General features: G+C 69.3%; 11 protein-coding genes. 6 read left to right on the forward strand and 5 right to left on the reverse strand.

Annotated features, from left to right (window positions below):
- Position 1: 1 nt before the first annotated feature.
- A complete protein-coding gene (glgC, locus tag AC1D12_RS02045) occupies positions 2-1,270 on the reverse strand; it encodes a glucose-1-phosphate adenylyltransferase (protein ID WP_047502160.1) in 1,269 nt (422 codons plus the stop codon).
- 130 nt (positions 1,271-1,400) lie between these two features.
- Here glgC and AC1D12_RS02050 point away from each other — a divergent pair, with 130 nt between their 5' ends.
- Genes AC1D12_RS02050 through malQ form a run of 4 tightly spaced genes read left to right on the forward strand, consistent with a single transcriptional unit; the run spans position 1,401 to position 9,616 of the window.
- Positions 1,401-3,881, forward strand: coding sequence for a glycogen/starch/alpha-glucan phosphorylase (locus AC1D12_RS02050; RefSeq protein WP_477838624.1), 2,481 nt, complete (start codon positions 1,401-1,403; stop codon positions 3,879-3,881).
- A 31-nt stretch (positions 3,882-3,912) separates the two neighbouring features.
- Positions 3,913-6,096, forward strand: a complete 2,184-nt coding sequence (gene glgB, locus AC1D12_RS02055) for a 1,4-alpha-glucan branching protein GlgB (RefSeq protein WP_477827282.1) — start codon at positions 3,913-3,915, stop codon at positions 6,094-6,096.
- Positions 6,081-8,114: a glycogen debranching protein GlgX gene (glgX, locus tag AC1D12_RS02060; protein ID WP_477838626.1), complete on the forward strand. Its 2,034-nt coding sequence runs from the start codon at positions 6,081-6,083 to the stop codon at positions 8,112-8,114. Before glgB ends, glgX begins: the two co-directional genes overlap by 16 nt.
- Positions 8,111-9,616, forward strand: a complete 1,506-nt coding sequence (gene malQ / locus AC1D12_RS02065; RefSeq protein ID WP_477825425.1) for a 4-alpha-glucanotransferase — start codon at positions 8,111-8,113, stop codon at positions 9,614-9,616. The genes glgX and malQ overlap by 4 nt, the downstream gene beginning before the upstream one ends.
- Before the next feature lie 9 nt (positions 9,617-9,625).
- Here the strand turns inward: malQ and AC1D12_RS02070 are convergent, their stop codons facing one another.
- The gene (locus AC1D12_RS02070; protein ID WP_477838628.1) at positions 9,626-11,068 is read right to left on the reverse strand and encodes a DUF1501 domain-containing protein; all 1,443 of its coding nucleotides are present in this window, start codon (positions 11,066-11,068) and stop codon (positions 9,626-9,628) included.
- 10 nt (positions 11,069-11,078) lie between these two features.
- Positions 11,079-12,659, reverse strand: coding sequence for a DUF1800 domain-containing protein (locus AC1D12_RS02075; protein WP_477838629.1), 1,581 nt, complete (start codon positions 12,657-12,659; stop codon positions 11,079-11,081).
- A gap of 551 nt (positions 12,660-13,210) precedes the next feature.
- On the opposite strand from AC1D12_RS02075, the gene AC1D12_RS02080 reads away from it, so the two are divergent.
- On the forward strand, positions 13,211-13,369 hold the full coding sequence (locus AC1D12_RS02080) for a hypothetical protein (protein ID WP_477825422.1): 159 nt from the start codon (positions 13,211-13,213) through the stop codon (positions 13,367-13,369).
- A 15-nt stretch (positions 13,370-13,384) separates the two neighbouring features.
- Here the strand turns inward: AC1D12_RS02080 and AC1D12_RS02085 are convergent, their stop codons facing one another.
- Both AC1D12_RS02085 and AC1D12_RS02090 read right to left on the reverse strand, forming a co-directional pair.
- Positions 13,385-13,879, reverse strand: coding sequence for a GNAT family N-acetyltransferase (locus tag AC1D12_RS02085; RefSeq protein ID WP_047502149.1), 495 nt, complete (start codon positions 13,877-13,879; stop codon positions 13,385-13,387).
- A 53-nt stretch (positions 13,880-13,932) separates the two neighbouring features.
- Positions 13,933-14,775: an alpha/beta fold hydrolase gene (locus AC1D12_RS02090; RefSeq protein WP_477825421.1), complete on the reverse strand. Its 843-nt coding sequence runs from the start codon at positions 14,773-14,775 to the stop codon at positions 13,933-13,935.
- A gap of 229 nt (positions 14,776-15,004) precedes the next feature.
- Here AC1D12_RS02090 and AC1D12_RS02095 point away from each other — a divergent pair.
- Positions 15,005-15,280: T6SS effector amidase Tae4 family protein (locus AC1D12_RS02095; protein WP_477838631.1), on the forward strand; the 276-nt coding region annotated here is incomplete at its 3' end.

The raw sequence follows: 15,280 nt of genomic DNA on the forward strand, positions 1-15,280 counted from the left end.
ATCAGGCGGTAAGTTTGGCGAGCATGTCGCGCGTGACAAGGGTGATGCCGTTCTCGGAACGGTAGAAGCGCTCGGCATCGAGTTCGGCATCCTCGCCGATCACCATGCCGTCGGGGATCACGCAGGCGCGGTCGACCACCACGCGCGTGAGCCGCGCACCGCGGCCGATCTGCGCGCCCGGCAGCAGCACCGACCAGCTGACGACCGCGTGCGAGTGCACCCGCACGCTCGAGAACAGCACGGTGCGCGTGACCGAGCCCGAGACGATGCAGCCGCCCGACACCAGCGACTCCACGGCCATGCCGCGGCGGTCGTCCTGGTTGTGCACGAACTTGGCCGGCGGCAGCTGCTCCTGGTAGGTCCAGATCGGCCAGCGCTTGTCGTACAGGTTCAGCAGCGGGTCGGTGGCGGTGAGGTCGATGTTGGCGTCCCAGTACGCGTCGATGGTGCCGACATCGCGCCAATACGGTGCCTCGCCGTGCCGCGTGCTGACGCAGCTCAGCTCGAACGGGTGCGCCGAGGCCTGGCCGTTGCGCACCGCGCGCGGGATGATGTCCTTGCCGAAGTCGTGGCTCGAATCGGCGTCGTTCATGTCGCGCTCGAGCTCCTTGTAGAGGTAGCGCGCGTTGAAGATGTAGATGCCCATGCTCGCGAGCGCCATGTCGGGGCGGCCCGGCATCGGCGGCGGGTCGGCCGGCTTCTCGACGAACTCGGTGATGTGGTTGTCGCGGTCGACTGCCATCACGCCGAAGGCCACCGCCTCCGCGCGCGGCACCGCGATGCAGCCCACCGTGCACTCGCGCCCCTTGGCGACGTGGTCGGCCAGCATCAGCGCGTAGTTCATCTTGTAGATGTGGTCGCCGGCCAGCACCACCACGTAGTCGGCGCCGTAGCTCGCGAGGATGTCCTGGTTCTGGTAGACGGCGTCGGCAGTGCCGCGGTACCAGCTCTCGTCGTCGTTGCGCTGCTGGGCCGGCAGCAGGTCGACGAACTCGTTCATCTCGCTCTTCAGGAAGGCCCAGCCGCGCTGCAGGTGGCGCAGCAGGCTGTGCGACTTGTACTGCGTGATCACGCCGATGCGCCGGATGCCGGAGTTCAGGCAGTTCGACAGCGCGAAATCGATGATGCGGAACTTGCCGCCGAAGTAGACGGCCGGCTTGGCGCGGCGGTCGGTCAGGTTCTTCAGGCGGCTGCCGCGGCCGCCGGCCAGCACCAGCGCGACGGCGCGCTTGGGCAGGTCGAGGCTCAACGCAAGATCGATGGGTTGCATGATGTCTCCAGGAAGGGTCGCGGCGCGCTGCGATTGTGCACGGCCCGCACCGCATTGAAGCACTGCCCCCGCGCTTGCGCACGCCGGGACAAACGAGCAAAGTCTGGCCCACACTGCAGGATCCCCGCCGATGAGCTCCCCCTCCATGACACAACAGATCACCCCCCAGCAGATGCAGGCCAGCCTCGACGAGCAGCTGCTGAAGACCGTCGGCGTCGCGCCGCCCGCCGCCACCCCGGTCGACCTGATGCACGGCGTGGCCCAGGTCRCACGCCAGCAGCTGTCGGAGCGCTGGGTCCAGACGCAGGCCATCGAGCGAACCGCGAAAGCCCGCCGCGTCTGCTACCTGTCGATGGAGTTCCTGATCGGCCGCACGCTGTCGAACGCGCTCGCGGCACTCGACCTGCGCGAACCGGCCGCCGCGGCCGTCGCCCTGCACGCGCAGACGCTCGAAGACGTGGCCGACCACGAGCCCGATGCCGCGCTCGGCAACGGCGGCCTGGGCCGGCTGGCCGCCTGCTTCCTCGACTCGATGGCCACGCTCGGCCTGCCGTCGTTCGGCTACGGCATCCGCTACGAGTACGGCATGTTCGCGCAAGGCATCGCGCACGGCCGCCAGGTCGAGCACCCCGACCCCTGGCTCGCCGACGGCACGCCGTGGGAGTTCCCGCGGCCCGGCATCAGCTACCCGGTGCGCTTCGGCGGCCATGTCGAGCAGCACATGCACGACGGCAAGACGCACCCGGTGTGGCGCCCGGCCGGCTCGGTCGAGGCCAAGGCCTACGACATGGTGATCCCCGGCCACGGCACGCAGAAGGTCAGCACGCTGCGCCTGTGGAAGGCGGCCGCGCCCGCCCACATCGACCTGAACGCCTTCAACACCGGCGACTACGCCCGCGCGGCCAGCGTCAAGAACGAGTACGAGAACATCTCGTGGGTGCTGTACCCGAACGACAGCACCCCGGCCGGCCGCGAGCTGCGGCTGCGCCAGGAGTACTTCTTCACCAGCGCGTCGATCCAGGACATCGTCGCCCGCCACCTCGACGAGCACGACAGCCTGCAGAACCTGGCCGACCAGGTCGCGATCCACCTGAACGACACGCACCCGGCGATCGGCGTGGCCGAGCTGATGCGCGTGCTGTGCGACGACCACGCGATGCCCTGGGCCGCCGCCTGGGAGGTCACGCAGAAGACCTTCTCGTACACCAACCACACGCTGATGCCCGAGGCGCTCGAGACCTGGGCGGTGTCGCTGATGCAGCAGGTGCTGCCGCGCCACCTGGAGATCATCTTCCGCATCAACCAGGAGTTCCTCGACCTGGCGGCCAAGCAGCGCCCCGGCGACGACGGCTTCCTGCGGCGCCTGTCGCTGATCGACGAATCGGGCGAGCGCCGGGTGCGCATGGCCAACCTGTCGATCGTCGGCAGCCACAAGGTCAACGGCGTCTCGGCACTGCATTCCGAGCTGCTGACCAAGACCATCTTCGCGGACTTCGCGTCGCTGTACCCGAGCCGTTTCACGAACATGACCAACGGCGTCACGCCGCGGCGCTGGCTGGCGCAGGCCAACCCGGGCCTGGCGCACCTGCTCGACCAGACGCTCGGCCGCGGCTGGCGGCTCGACCTCGACCAGCTCGCGCAGCTGAAGGAGCACGCCGGCAGCGAGGCCTTCCGCAGCAAGTTCGCCGCGATCAAGTTCAACAACAAGAAGCGGTTGGCCGAGCACATCCAGCGCCACACCGGCATCCACGTCGACCCGGGCAGCCTGTTCGACGTGCAGGTCAAGCGCATCCACGAGTACAAGCGCCAGCTGCTGAACGTGCTGCACGTCGTCACGCGCTACCTGGCGATCATCGAGAACCCGACGCTGCCCTGGGTGCCGCGCACCGTGATCTTCGCCGGCAAGGCCGCGTCGTCTTACCAGACGGCGAAGTCGATCATCCGGCTGATCCACGACGTGGGCACGGTGGTCAACGCCGATCCGCGCGTCGGCGGCAAGCTGCGCGTGGTGTTCATCCCGAACTACGGCGTCTCGGTGGCCGAGGTCATCATGCCGGGCGCCGACCTGTCGGAGCAGATCTCCACTGCCGGCACCGAAGCCTCGGGCACCGGCAACATGAAGCTCGCACTGAACGGCGCGCTGACGATCGGCACCGACGACGGCGCGAACATCGAGATCCGCCAGAGCGTCGGCGACGACAACATCTTCATCTTCGGGCTGAAGACGCCCGAGGTGCAGGCGCTGAAGGCCTCGGGCTACCACCCGATGCGCCACTACGACGGCAACCCGGCGCTGAAGGCGGTGCTCGACGCGATCTCCGGCGGCCTGTTCTCGCCCGACGAGCACGACCGCTACCGCCCACTCGTCGATTCACTGCTGTGGGGCGGCGACCACTACCTGCTGCTCGCCGACTACGACGCCTACGTGCAAACGCAGCAACGCGTGGACACGCTGTATGGCCACCGCGAGGCCTGGATCGCGCGCGCGATCGCCAACGTGGCCGGCATGGGCGCGTTCTCGGCCGACCGCACGATCCGCGAGTACGCGCGCGACATCTGGAACATCGACCCCGAGCTGAAGGCCGCAGCGGCGCTGCGATCGGTTGCCTGACAATGACACCCCGTCGTTGCCACCGCCTCCCATGCTGACCGCCGCCGAGATCGAGGACATCCGCCACGCCCGCCACGGTGATCCGTTCTCGGTGCTCGGCGCGCACGTCGATACGAGCGGGCAGCGCTGGCTGCGCTGCTTCCAGCCCGGTGCCCGCGCGGCGCTGGCCGTGGATGTCTCCAGCGGCCAGCCGCTGTCGCTGCTGACGCAGCTGCACCCCGACGGCGTGTTCGAGGGCATGCTCGGCAGCGCCGCCGGCACGCACCGCCTGCAGTTCACCTGGGCCGACGGCAGCGTCTCCACCGTCGACGACCCCTACCGCTTCCCGCCGGTGCTCGGCGAGCTCGACGTGTGGCTGCTGGCCGAGGGCACGCACCTGCGGCCGTACGAGACGCTGGGCGCGCAGGTGCGCGTGATGGAAGGCGTCAGCGGCACCAGCTTCGCGGTGTGGGCGCCGAACGCGTCGCGCGTCAGCGTGGTCGGCGACTTCAACCACTGGGACGGCCGCATCCACCCGATGCGGCTGCGCCGCGAGTGCGGCGTGTGGGAGATCTTCCTGCCCGGCATCGCCGAAGGCGCGCGCTACAAGTACGAGATCCGCACCGCCGACGGCCACGTGTTGCCGCAGAAGGCCGACCCGTACGCGCTGCAGTCCGAGCTGCGGCCGGCCACCGCGAGCGTGGTCTCGCACATGCCGCGGCTCGCGCCGGCCTCGGCGCAGCGCCAGCAGTCGAACGCGCTCGACGCGCCGGTCAGCATCTACGAGGTGCACCTCGGCTCGTGGCGCCGCAAGCCCGAGGAAGGCGACCGCTGGCTGAGCTGGGACGAGCTCGGCGACACGCTGGTGCCGTATGCACAGGACATGGGCTTCACGCACCTCGAGCTGATGCCGGTCAGCGAGCACCCGTTCGACGGCTCGTGGGGCTACCAGCCGGTGGGGCTGTATTCGCCCACCGCGCGCTTCGGCGACGGCCCGGGCTTCCGGCGCTTCGTCGACCGCTGCCATTCGGCCGGCCTCGGCGTGCTGCTCGACTGGGTGCCGGCGCATTTCCCGAGCGACGTGCACGGCCTCGCGCAGTTCGACGGCACGCACCTGTACGAATACGCCGACCCGCGCGAAGGCTTCCACAACGACTGGAACACGCTGATCTACAACCTTGGGCGCACCGAGGTGCGCAACTTCCTGGTCGGCAATGCGTTGTACTGGCTGGAGCGCTACGACGTCGACGGGCTGCGCGTCGATGCGGTCGCCTCGATGCTGTACCGCGACTACAGCCGCGAGCCGGGCGAGTGGATCCCGAACGTGCACGGCGGGCGCGAGAACCTCGAGGCCATCGCGTTCCTGAAGCGCATGAACGAGGTGGTGGGCATCGAGCGGGCGCAGGCCGTCACGCTGGCCGAGGAATCGACCGCCTTCCCGGCGGTGTCGCGGCCCACCTTCGCCGGCGGCCTCGGCTTCCACTACAAGTGGAACATGGGCTGGATGCACGACACGCTGAAGTACATGGCGCGCGACCCGGTGCACCGCAAGCACCACCACGGCGAGATGAGCTTCGGGCTGGTGTATGCCTTCAACGAGAACTTCGTGCTGCCGCTCTCGCACGACGAGGTGGTGCACGGCAAGGGCTCGCTGATCGCGAAGATGCCGGGCGACCGCTGGCAGAAGTTCGCGAACCTGCGGGCCTACTACGGCTTCATGTTCGGGCACCCGGGCAAGAAGCTGCTGTTCATGGGCGGCGAGTTCGCGCAGGAGCGCGAGTGGGACCATGACCAGAGCCTCGACTGGCATCTTCTTTCCGATGGCCTGCACGAAGGCATGCAGCGGCTGGTGCGCGACCTGAACCGCTTCTACCGGGCCACGCCGGCGCTGTACGAGCAGGATTTCATCCCGGCCGGCTTCGAGTGGATCGACCACCAGGATGCCGAGCATTCGGTGATCAGCTTCGTGCGGCACGGCCGCCACGGGGGCGCTACCGTGCTGGTCGTCGCCAACCTGACACCGACGGTGCGCCAGGGGTTCCGCGTCGGCGTGCCGCGGCCGGGCGAGTACCGCGAGCGCATCAACACCGATTCGGCGCACTACGGCGGCAGCAACGTCGGCACGCCGCTCGGCGCCGCGCGCTCGGAAGACGTGCCGTGGCAGGGCCGCGCGCAGTCGGTGATGCTGACGCTGCCACCGCTGGCCACCGTGTTCCTCGAGTGGTCGGCCACCTGATGACAGGCCTGGAGGCGGGCCGCCCGTGGCCGCTGGGTGCGCACTGGGACGGCCACGGCATCAACTTCGCGGTCTTCTCGGAACATGCGCAAGGCATCGACCTGTGCCTGTTCGACGAGACCGGCACGCAGCAGCGCTCATGCACCGCCCTGCCCGGCCACACGCAGCAGGTGTGGCACGGCTACCTGCCGGGCGCGCAGCCGGGGCTGGTGTACGGCCTGCGCGCGCACGGCCCGTGGCAGCCGGAGCGCGGGCACCGCTTCAACCCGGACCAGCTGCTGCTCGACCCGTATGCGCGCGAGATCGTCGGCCGCTTCGAGTGGGATGGAGAACGGGCGCTGAAGGCGCGCGTCGTGCGCGACGGCTTCGACTGGGGTACGGATGCGCCGCCCTGCACGCCGCTGGCCGACACGGTGCTGTACGAGCTGCACGTGAAGGGCTTCACCCGGCTGCATCCCGGCGTGCCCGAGGCGCAGCGCGGCACCTATGCGGGCCTGGCGAGCGACGCCGCCATCGCGCACCTGAAGCGGCTGGGTGTCACCGCGGTCAGCCTGCTGCCGGTGCACCAGGCGATCGACGAGGAACGCCTGGTGCGCATGGGGCTGCGCAACTACTGGGGCTACAACACCATCGGCTTCTTCTGCCCGAGCCCTGCGCTCGCATCGCCGGGCGCCTCGGCGCGCGACGAGTTCCGCGCGATGGTCAGGCGGCTGCATGCGGCCGGCATCGAGGTGATCCTCGACGTGGTCTACAACCACAGCGCCGAGACCGACGAGCTCGGGCCCACGATCCACTTCCGCGGCCTCGACAACGCCGCGTACTACCGGCTGCGGCCCGACAACCCCGCGCTGTACGTCAATGACACCGGCACCGGCAACACGCTGAACCTGGGCCATCCGCGCGTGCTGCAGCTGGTGATGGATTCGCTGCGCTTCTGGGTCGGCGAGATGCACGTCGACGGCTTCCGCTTCGACCTCGCGCCGGTGCTCGGCCGCAGCCGGATCACCGGCGGCGGCTTCGACGCCGACGCCGCGTTCTTCCACGCGATCGCGCAGGATCCGCTGCTGTCCACCGTGAAGCTGATCGCCGAACCGTGGGACATCGGCTTCGGCGGCTACCAGCTCGGCCAGTTCCCAACCGGCTGGGCCGAATGGAACGACCGCTTCCGCGACACGGTGCGCAGCTTCTGGCTGCGCGGCGAGACCACGCGCGGTGACCTGGCGCAGCGGCTGTGCGCCTCGTCGGACCTGTTCCAGGTGCATGGTCGGGCGCCGGCCGACTCGGTCAACTTCATCGTCGCGCACGACGGCTTCACGCTGGCCGACCTGGTCAGTCACGAGCGCAAGCACAACGAGGCGAACGGTGAAGGCAACCGCGACGGGCACGACCACAACCACAGCTGGAACGCCGGCGTCGAGGGCCCGAGCGACGACCCGGTGGTGCGGGCCTTGCGCGGCCGGCTGCAGCGCGCGCTGCTGGCCACGCTGCTGCTGTCGCAGGGCACGCCGATGCTGTGCGCCGGCGACGAACTCGGGCATTCGCAGGGCGGCAACAACAACGCCTACTGCCAGGACAACGCGACCAGCTGGATCGACTGGTCGCGTGCCGATGAAGCGCTGATCGCGTTCACCGCGCAGGTGCTGGCACTGCGCCGCGCGCACCGGCCGCTGGCCGACCGCTGGTACAGCGGCGTCGCCGATGCGCAGGGCCGCGTCGACCTCGGCTGGCTGCAGGCCGATGGCACGCCGCTCGCGGGCGAGGACTGGGGCGATCCGGCGCAGCGGGTGCTCGGTGCCCGCATCGGCGCACCGGGGCAGCCCGGCGAGGCCCTGCTGCTGATGATGAACGCCGGCGACACCGACCTGCCGTTCGCGCTGCCACCCGGCCGCTGGCGGGTGCTGCTCGACACGGCGGCCGTGTCGCCGCAGCAGCCGATGGTGCACACTCCGCTGGCGCTGGCGGCACACAGCCTCGTGCTGCTGGTCTTTGCCACCGTGACCCAGGGACAGCCACCATGAGATTCCCCCGCGCCAGCGGCGTGCTGCTGCACCCCACCTCGCTGCCAGGCCCGCACGGCAGCGGCGATTTCGGGCCGGCCGCGTACCACTTCGTCGACTGGCTCGCGACGGCGCGGCAGCGGCTGTGGCAGATGCTGCCGCTGGGCGGCATCGGCCCGGGCAACTCGCCCTACATGAGCAGCTCGGCCTTTGCCGGCAACGTGCTGCTGATCGACCTGGCCGAGCTCGGCCGGCACGGCTGGCTGACCGCCGACGAGCTGCTGCCGCCCGACGGCATCGAGGCGCACCGGCTGAACTTCGCGGCCGTCTGGCCCTACCGCATGGACCGGCTGGCGCGCGCCGCACGGCGCTTCGCGGCCACCGTCACGCCGCAGCAGGCGCACGAGCTGCAGGCCTTCTGCACCGAACACGCGAGCTGGATCGACGACTACGCGCTCTTCATGGCGCTGGCCGACCACCACGACTGGGCGCCGTGGTGCGACTGGGGTGCCGGCCTCGCGCAGCGCGAGCCGGCCGCGCTCGCGGCGGCGCGCCTGCAGCATGCCGAACGCATCGCGTTCTGGAAGTTCTGCCAGTGGCAGTTCTTCGTGCAATGGGAGCGCCTGAAAGACCACGCGACCAGCCGCGGCGTGCAGGTGATCGGCGATGCGCCGATCTTCATCGCCTACCAGAGCGCCGAGGTGTGGGCGCGGCAGGACCTGTTCGAACTCGATGCGACGGGGCAGCCGACGGTGGTGGCCGGCGTGCCGCCGGACTTCTTCAGCGAGACCGGCCAGCGCTGGGGCAACCCGCTGTACCGCTGGAGCGCGCATGCGGCCGAGGGCTATGCGTGGTGGGTGGAGCGCATCCGCCGCACCTTCGAGCTGGTCGACATCGTGCGCATCGACCACTTCCGCGGCTTCGCGAGCTACTGGGAGATCCCGGCCAGCGAAGAGACCGCGATCCGCGGCCACTGGCGGCCGGGGCCGGGCGAGGCCTTGTTCGATGCCATCGCCGAGGCACTGGGCACGCTGCCGATCATCGCGGAGGACCTGGGCGTCGTGACGCCGGACGTCGAGGCGCTGCGCCGCAAGTTCTCGCTGCCCGGCATGCGCATCCTGCACTTCGCGTTCGGCGGCGACAGCGCCAACCCGTTCCTGCCGCACAACCACGAGGCCGACACCGTCGTCTACAGCGGCACGCACGACAACGACACCAGCCTCGGCTGGTGGGCCACCGCCACCGAGGCACAGCGGCGCCATGCGTCGGCCTACCTGCCGACCGACGGCGCCGACATCGCCTGGGACCTGATCCGCACCGCCTGCGCGTCGGTGGCCGATACCGCCGTGCACCCGATGCAGGACGTGCTGCGGCTGCCGGGCACCGACCGCATGAACTTCCCCGGCAAGCCCTCGGGCTACTGGGAATGGCGCTTCAGCTGGGACCAGGTGAAGCCGGTCCATGCGCACGAGCTGGCGCTGCTGACGCGGCTGTATGGGCGCGACGGGGTCGTGCCCGCCTGAGCCGGCGGTTCAGAGAAACCCCAGCTTCGTCGCGCTCCCGAAGTTCGCCAGGTTCGGCAGCACCGTGCGCAGCTGCGCATCGCTCGCGCCGAACCAGCCGAGCATCGTGGCCGCGTACTGGTCCACCGACGAGGTCGGGATCCAGCGGCCCTGCTGCTCCCAGGTGTCGACGCCGACATCGTTCGGCCCGCCGAGCGTGAGGTCGGGGTAGCTGCCGTAGCCGCGCCCGCCCTTCACCGCGCCGCCCACCACGAGGTGGTGATTGCCCCAGGCGTGATCGGTGCCCATGCTGTTGTTCGGCACGAAGGTGCGGCCGAAATCGCTCTGCGTGAAGGCCGTCACCGATTCGCCCAGGCCCAGCGCCTTCATCGCGCGGTAGAACGCGCCCAGCGCATCGCCCAGCTCCTTCAGCAATTGCGCATGCTGGCCGTCGGCCGGGCTGCCGTCGACGGCCTGGTTGCCGTGCGTGTCGAACGCGCTCATCTGCGCGAAGAAGATCTGCCGGTTGCCCTGCACCGTCGCGTTGCCCGACACCAGCTTCGCGATCTGGTACAGCTGGCGGCCGAGGCCGGTGCCGATCTTGCCGCCCGAGATCAGCGGTGCGAAGGCGGTGTCGATCGCGGCGGTGGCCCCGGCGCCGCCCGGCACGATCTTCACCAGGCCCGAGAGCCGGTCCGACACGCTGAAGGCGTCGCGTTGGATCGCCGTGTAGGCATTGGCCAGCGCGAGCTCTTGCTGCTGCTGGTACATCGCATCGATGGCCGCCTTGCGCTCGGCCTTCCACGCGACCTTCAGGTCTTCGGGCTGCATCTCGTAGGCGCCGAAGGTGTCGCCCGGCGTGTTCGGCAGCACCAGCGGCGTGTGCGTGCGCGAGATGCCGAAGCGCGGCGTGCCGCTCAGCGAGATCACCGGRTTCACGGTGGCCAGCGCGTCCGAGGCGCGGCCGCCCCAGCCGGTGGGCTCGAGCGAATCGCCGGTGCCGTTCTCCCACAGGTACTGCTGGTCGGAGTGCGAGTACAGCGAATCGGGCAGCACGCCGACGCTGGACGACGCGGCGCGGAACTCGGCCTTGGTCAGCGGCTTGATCAGCGGGCCGACGTTGAACACCGGCGCGATGTGGCCGTCGTCGGCCGCGGCCTGCAGGCCGGCCAGCGCCGGGTGCAGCCCGTAGGTCATGCCGGCCAGCGGCACCAGGCGGCTGCTGGGGATCGCCAGCTTGCCGCGCACGGCGGCGTACTGGTTGTAGCGCGCCGCATCGGTCGGCACGAYGGTGTTCAGGCCGTCGTTGCCGCCGTACAGGAAGATGCACAGCAGCGCCTTGTAGTCGGCGGCATACGCGGGGCGCGCGCCCAGCAGGTTGCCCAGCGTGCCGGCGCCGAGTGCACCGGCCAGGCCCAGGCCCGAGCGCGCCAGCCAGCGCCGTCGGTTCATGAGGATCTTCGGGTCGTTCATGGCGGGCGTCCTAGCGTTGGATCTGGTAGTCGGGAGAGGCGTAGACCAGGTAGGCCGCGCGCTTGACGCGGCTGGTCTTCCAGTTGTTGCCGTCGGTGGCCTGCGTCCAGCGCTCGACGGCCTTCACCACCGAGGCGCGCGGCGTGGCCGGCAGCAACCGGCCGAGCGCCACCATCGAGATGCGGTCGACCAGCACGCCGGCATCGTCGGCCGAATCGGTGAACGACGCGAGGTTCACCTTGGTGCCGGTGGCGCCGGGGATCGATGCATCGACGCCGCTGCCGCCCCAGTCGATCAGGTACAGCAGGTAGTTCATGCGCGCGAGCGCGGTGTTGGCGTTGTGGATGCCGAAGGCCGAGCCGACCAGGCCGCCGGTGCCGGCCACCGGGTAGTCGGGCGGGTAGTCGCTGAAGATCGACGGCGGGTTGAAGACCCGCTGCTGCAGGTTGCCGCCCCAGTACCAGTTGAAGGGTTCGCCGTCGGTGGTGCCGTTCAGCCCGCGCAGCACGCCGGTGAACATCAGCACCGGCTCGCGCAGCTTGCCGCCCTGCGCGGGGACGCTGTCGCCGCGCGCCTCGGCATCCAGCAGCACGGCCGCCACCGTGGCCGCCAGGTCGCCGCGCGCGCCGCTGCCGAAGCTCGCGAACCTGCCGTTGTTGAAGGCGGTCGCCACGCGCGCGACATAGGCCGGCGACGGGTTGCTGCTGACCAGGTGCTGGATCAGCTGGCGGCCGATGAACGGGCCGATGTTCGGGTGCGCCATCACGCTGTCGAGCACCGACTCCAGCGCGGCCGGTGCCTTGTGGCCGGCGGCCAGGCCCACGCCCGAGAGCAGCGTGCGCGCCTGCGTGTCGTGGTACTTGTCGATCGGCACCATGTCGCCGTTGTAGTAGCGGCAATTGGCACCCGTCGGCCAGCAGCCGTTCGGGTGCTTGCCGCCCGGCGGATAGGTCCAGCCGGTCAGCGCATAGGCATAGGCGCGCACCGTCTCGTTGTTGTAGGTCGGCTGGCACTTGCCGCCCTTCAGGCTGCCGTCGAGGTTCAGCTCGCAGGTGCCGATGCTGAACAGCTGTAGCAGCTCGCGCGCGAAGTTCTCGTTCGGCGCGCCCTTGTCGTTGTTGGCGTTGTTCAGGAAGTCGCCCATCAGCGGCGACAGCGTGATCTTCTTCAGCAGGTCGCGGTAGTTGCCGAAGGCGCTGTCGAGCATCGCGTTGTAGTAGTTGCGAAAGCCGTAGGTGCCCAGCACCTCGGCGTTATTCAGCGGAAAGAGCTGCTGGAACGCGAAGGTGACACGCTGGCGCAGCTGGTCGGGCTGGCCGACGGCGTTGCGGTAGAAATCCCACATCAGCGGATCGGTCGAGATGTAGTCGCGGAAGCAGTTCGGCTCCATCGCCGGCGTGCAGAAGTCCGGCCGGTCGACGTACTGGTGGTACTCGCCACTGCCCTTGCCGCTGGTGTAGCGCGAGGTCTTCAGCGCGAGCTGCTCGGCGATCCAGGCGCTGGCGCCCTTCGCCTTGATCGTCGCGACCAGCGCTTCGGTCGGGCCGAAGGTGGCCTGGTCGGCCAGGCGCACGGCATCGCGGGCGGACATCGGGCCGGGGGCTGGTGCTGGGGCCGGAGCCGGCGACGGGCTGGGGGCGGGAGCGGGTGCCGGGGACGGGCTCGGCGAAGGGGCCGGAGCGGGTGCCGGGCTCGGGGATGGGGCAGGAGACGGGGCAGGAGCCGGTGCGGGGCTCGGTGCCGGAGCCGGCGGCGTTCCGCCCACCGGATCGCCAGAAGAGGAACCGTTTCCACTTTCGTTGCCGCCGCAAGCGGCGACGACGGCGGTGAACAGAATTGCAACCGCCAGTGAGCCGCGGCGCCGAGCTATCGGCAGCAGGAGGGAGTTGGTATCGGAAGTGTCGCTGGACATGGAAACGTCCTGTGGCAAGAGTGGCAATTCGCGTGAGTTCGCGACCTGTTCGTCAAGCTGCGGGATCGCAATCCCGCATCGACGAACGCTCACCCGGACATTGCAGGAAGGGTGCCCGCTGCGCGCCGTCACCCCCCCAAAAGAGCGACCGGCAACCGCGCGAACGGAGGATGGCGGCGCACGCCGATCCGCGCGATGCTGTGCACACCCTGCCCTCCACGGAGCCCGCCATGCAGTTCGCCCCCCGTTCTCCGGTGACGACCCGGATGCCCCTCGCCCGGCCGCACCGCATGCCGAAGGCACGCAGCTCGTACCCGACGCTGTCGCTGGTGCGCCTGGGGCGCAGCCCGCTGCAGAAGCTGGCTTGGATCTTCGGGTTCGGTCGCTAAGTCTGGGTCTTCGCTCTAGAGGACGAGCCCCATGTCGACCGAGTCGTAGTACACGCCGTCGAACCGCATCCCGTGGCGCTTGACGCTCTCGCGCGCAAAGCCCAGCCCTTCATACAACCGGATCGCGCGCTCGTTGTCGGCCCGCACTTCCAGTTCGATGCGGGTCATGCCCTGGGCAGTCGCCTTGGCCAGGCAGGCCGAAAGAAGCCGCCGCCCGAGTCCCTTGCCTCGATAGGCAGGCAGCACGCCCATGCCGACCGTCCCTCGATGGCTGACGGCCGCGGCCCAGGCGGGGAAGATGTCGCACCAACCGACGACGACCGACCCATCAACCGCCACGAACTGCGCTGCGTCCGCGGCAACGTTCTCACGGACGAAGGCCTCGACCCGTGCGAGCGGAAGCGCCTCGATCTGGGCAAGGTACTTCTTCTCGCGCGCCACGGCATCGAGGCAGGCGTGGAATCCGCTGGCGTGGGATTCCGTGATGGGAACAATGTCGACACTCGGCAAGACAGGCCCCCTGCAACGGCTGTGCAGAGGGCATCGTAGCCGGGCCGAGGAGATCAGTCCTTGAAGAACGACAGCAGGTCCGGATTGATCACGTCCGGGTGCGTCGTGCACATGCCGTGCGGCAGGCCCGGGTAGACCTTCAGCGTGCCCTTCTTCAGCAGCTTGATCGCGAGCAGCGCCGAATCGGCGATCGGCACGATCTGGTCGTCGTCACCGTGCATCACGAGCGTCGGCACGTCGATCTTCTTCAGGTCTTCGGTGAAATCGGTCTCGGAGAAGGCCTTCACGCAGTCGTGGTGGGCCTTGATGCCGCCGGCCATGCCCTGCAGCCACCAGTGCTGGCGGATGCCTTCGGAGACCTTCGCATCCGGGCGGTTGTAGCCGTAGAACGGCAGCGTGATGTCGCGGTAGAACTCGGCGCGGTTGCCGGCCACGCCGGCGCGGATGCCGTCGAACACCTCGATCGGCAGGCCTTGCGGGTTGCTCTCGCTCTTCAGCATCACCGGCGGCACCGCGCCGATCAGCACGGCCTTGGCCACGCGCTTGCTGCCGTGGCGGCCCAGGTAGCGCGCCACCTCGCCACCGCCGGTGGAATGGCCGACGTGGATGGCATGGCGCAGGTCCAGCGCCTCGGTCAGCGCGGCCAGGTCGTCGGCATAGTGGTCCATGTCGTTGCCGTCCCAGGTCTGGGTCGAGCGGCCGTGGCCCCGGCGGTCGTGGGCGATCACGCGGTAGCCCTTCGAGAGGAAGTACAGCATCTGCGTGTCCCAGTCGTCGGAACTCAACGGCCAGCCGTGCGAGAAGACGATCGGCTGGCCCGTGCCCCAGTCCTTGTAGAAGATCTGGACGCCGTCCTTGGTGGTGATGGTGCTGTTGCCTTTGGTGTGCGAAGTCATCGTGTTGTCCTTCCTGTGAGTGGAGTGCCGGCGGCCCGGGTCACGGCATCGTGATGCTCGGCGTCGGCGATCGATTGCAACACCGGCAGATGACAGTGGCAACGATTTCCCACAAGAGAGAGATGCACCGTCGCAGTGCACACAGGGTGGTGTCGTTCTCATGCGCGAGAAACGGCGCGCGAACGATTTCAGGTTCTAGAGTCGCCGGCCTCATCACAGGGAAACGCGAATGACTCAGCTGAAATTCGAGACGCTATGGCAGAACTACCCTCGATTCAATCCCTGCGTGGATCCGAGCACGGGCAGCCCACCTCCGGGCTTCGACAACCAGTGCGCGATGCGGGTCGGCCGAGCGCTTGAACTGTCGGGCGTGTCGTTCGCATCGTTTCGCGGCAAGCGCTGCCCGTTCGGGTCGCCGCAGGGCGGGTTGATTGCAGGGGCCCAGGAACTGGCAAACTGGCTCGGTCCTTCATGCTTCGCCGGTTGCCCCGTCTACGAATCCTCC

This window comes from Rhizobacter sp. P1_G5, from assembly GCF_056405435.1.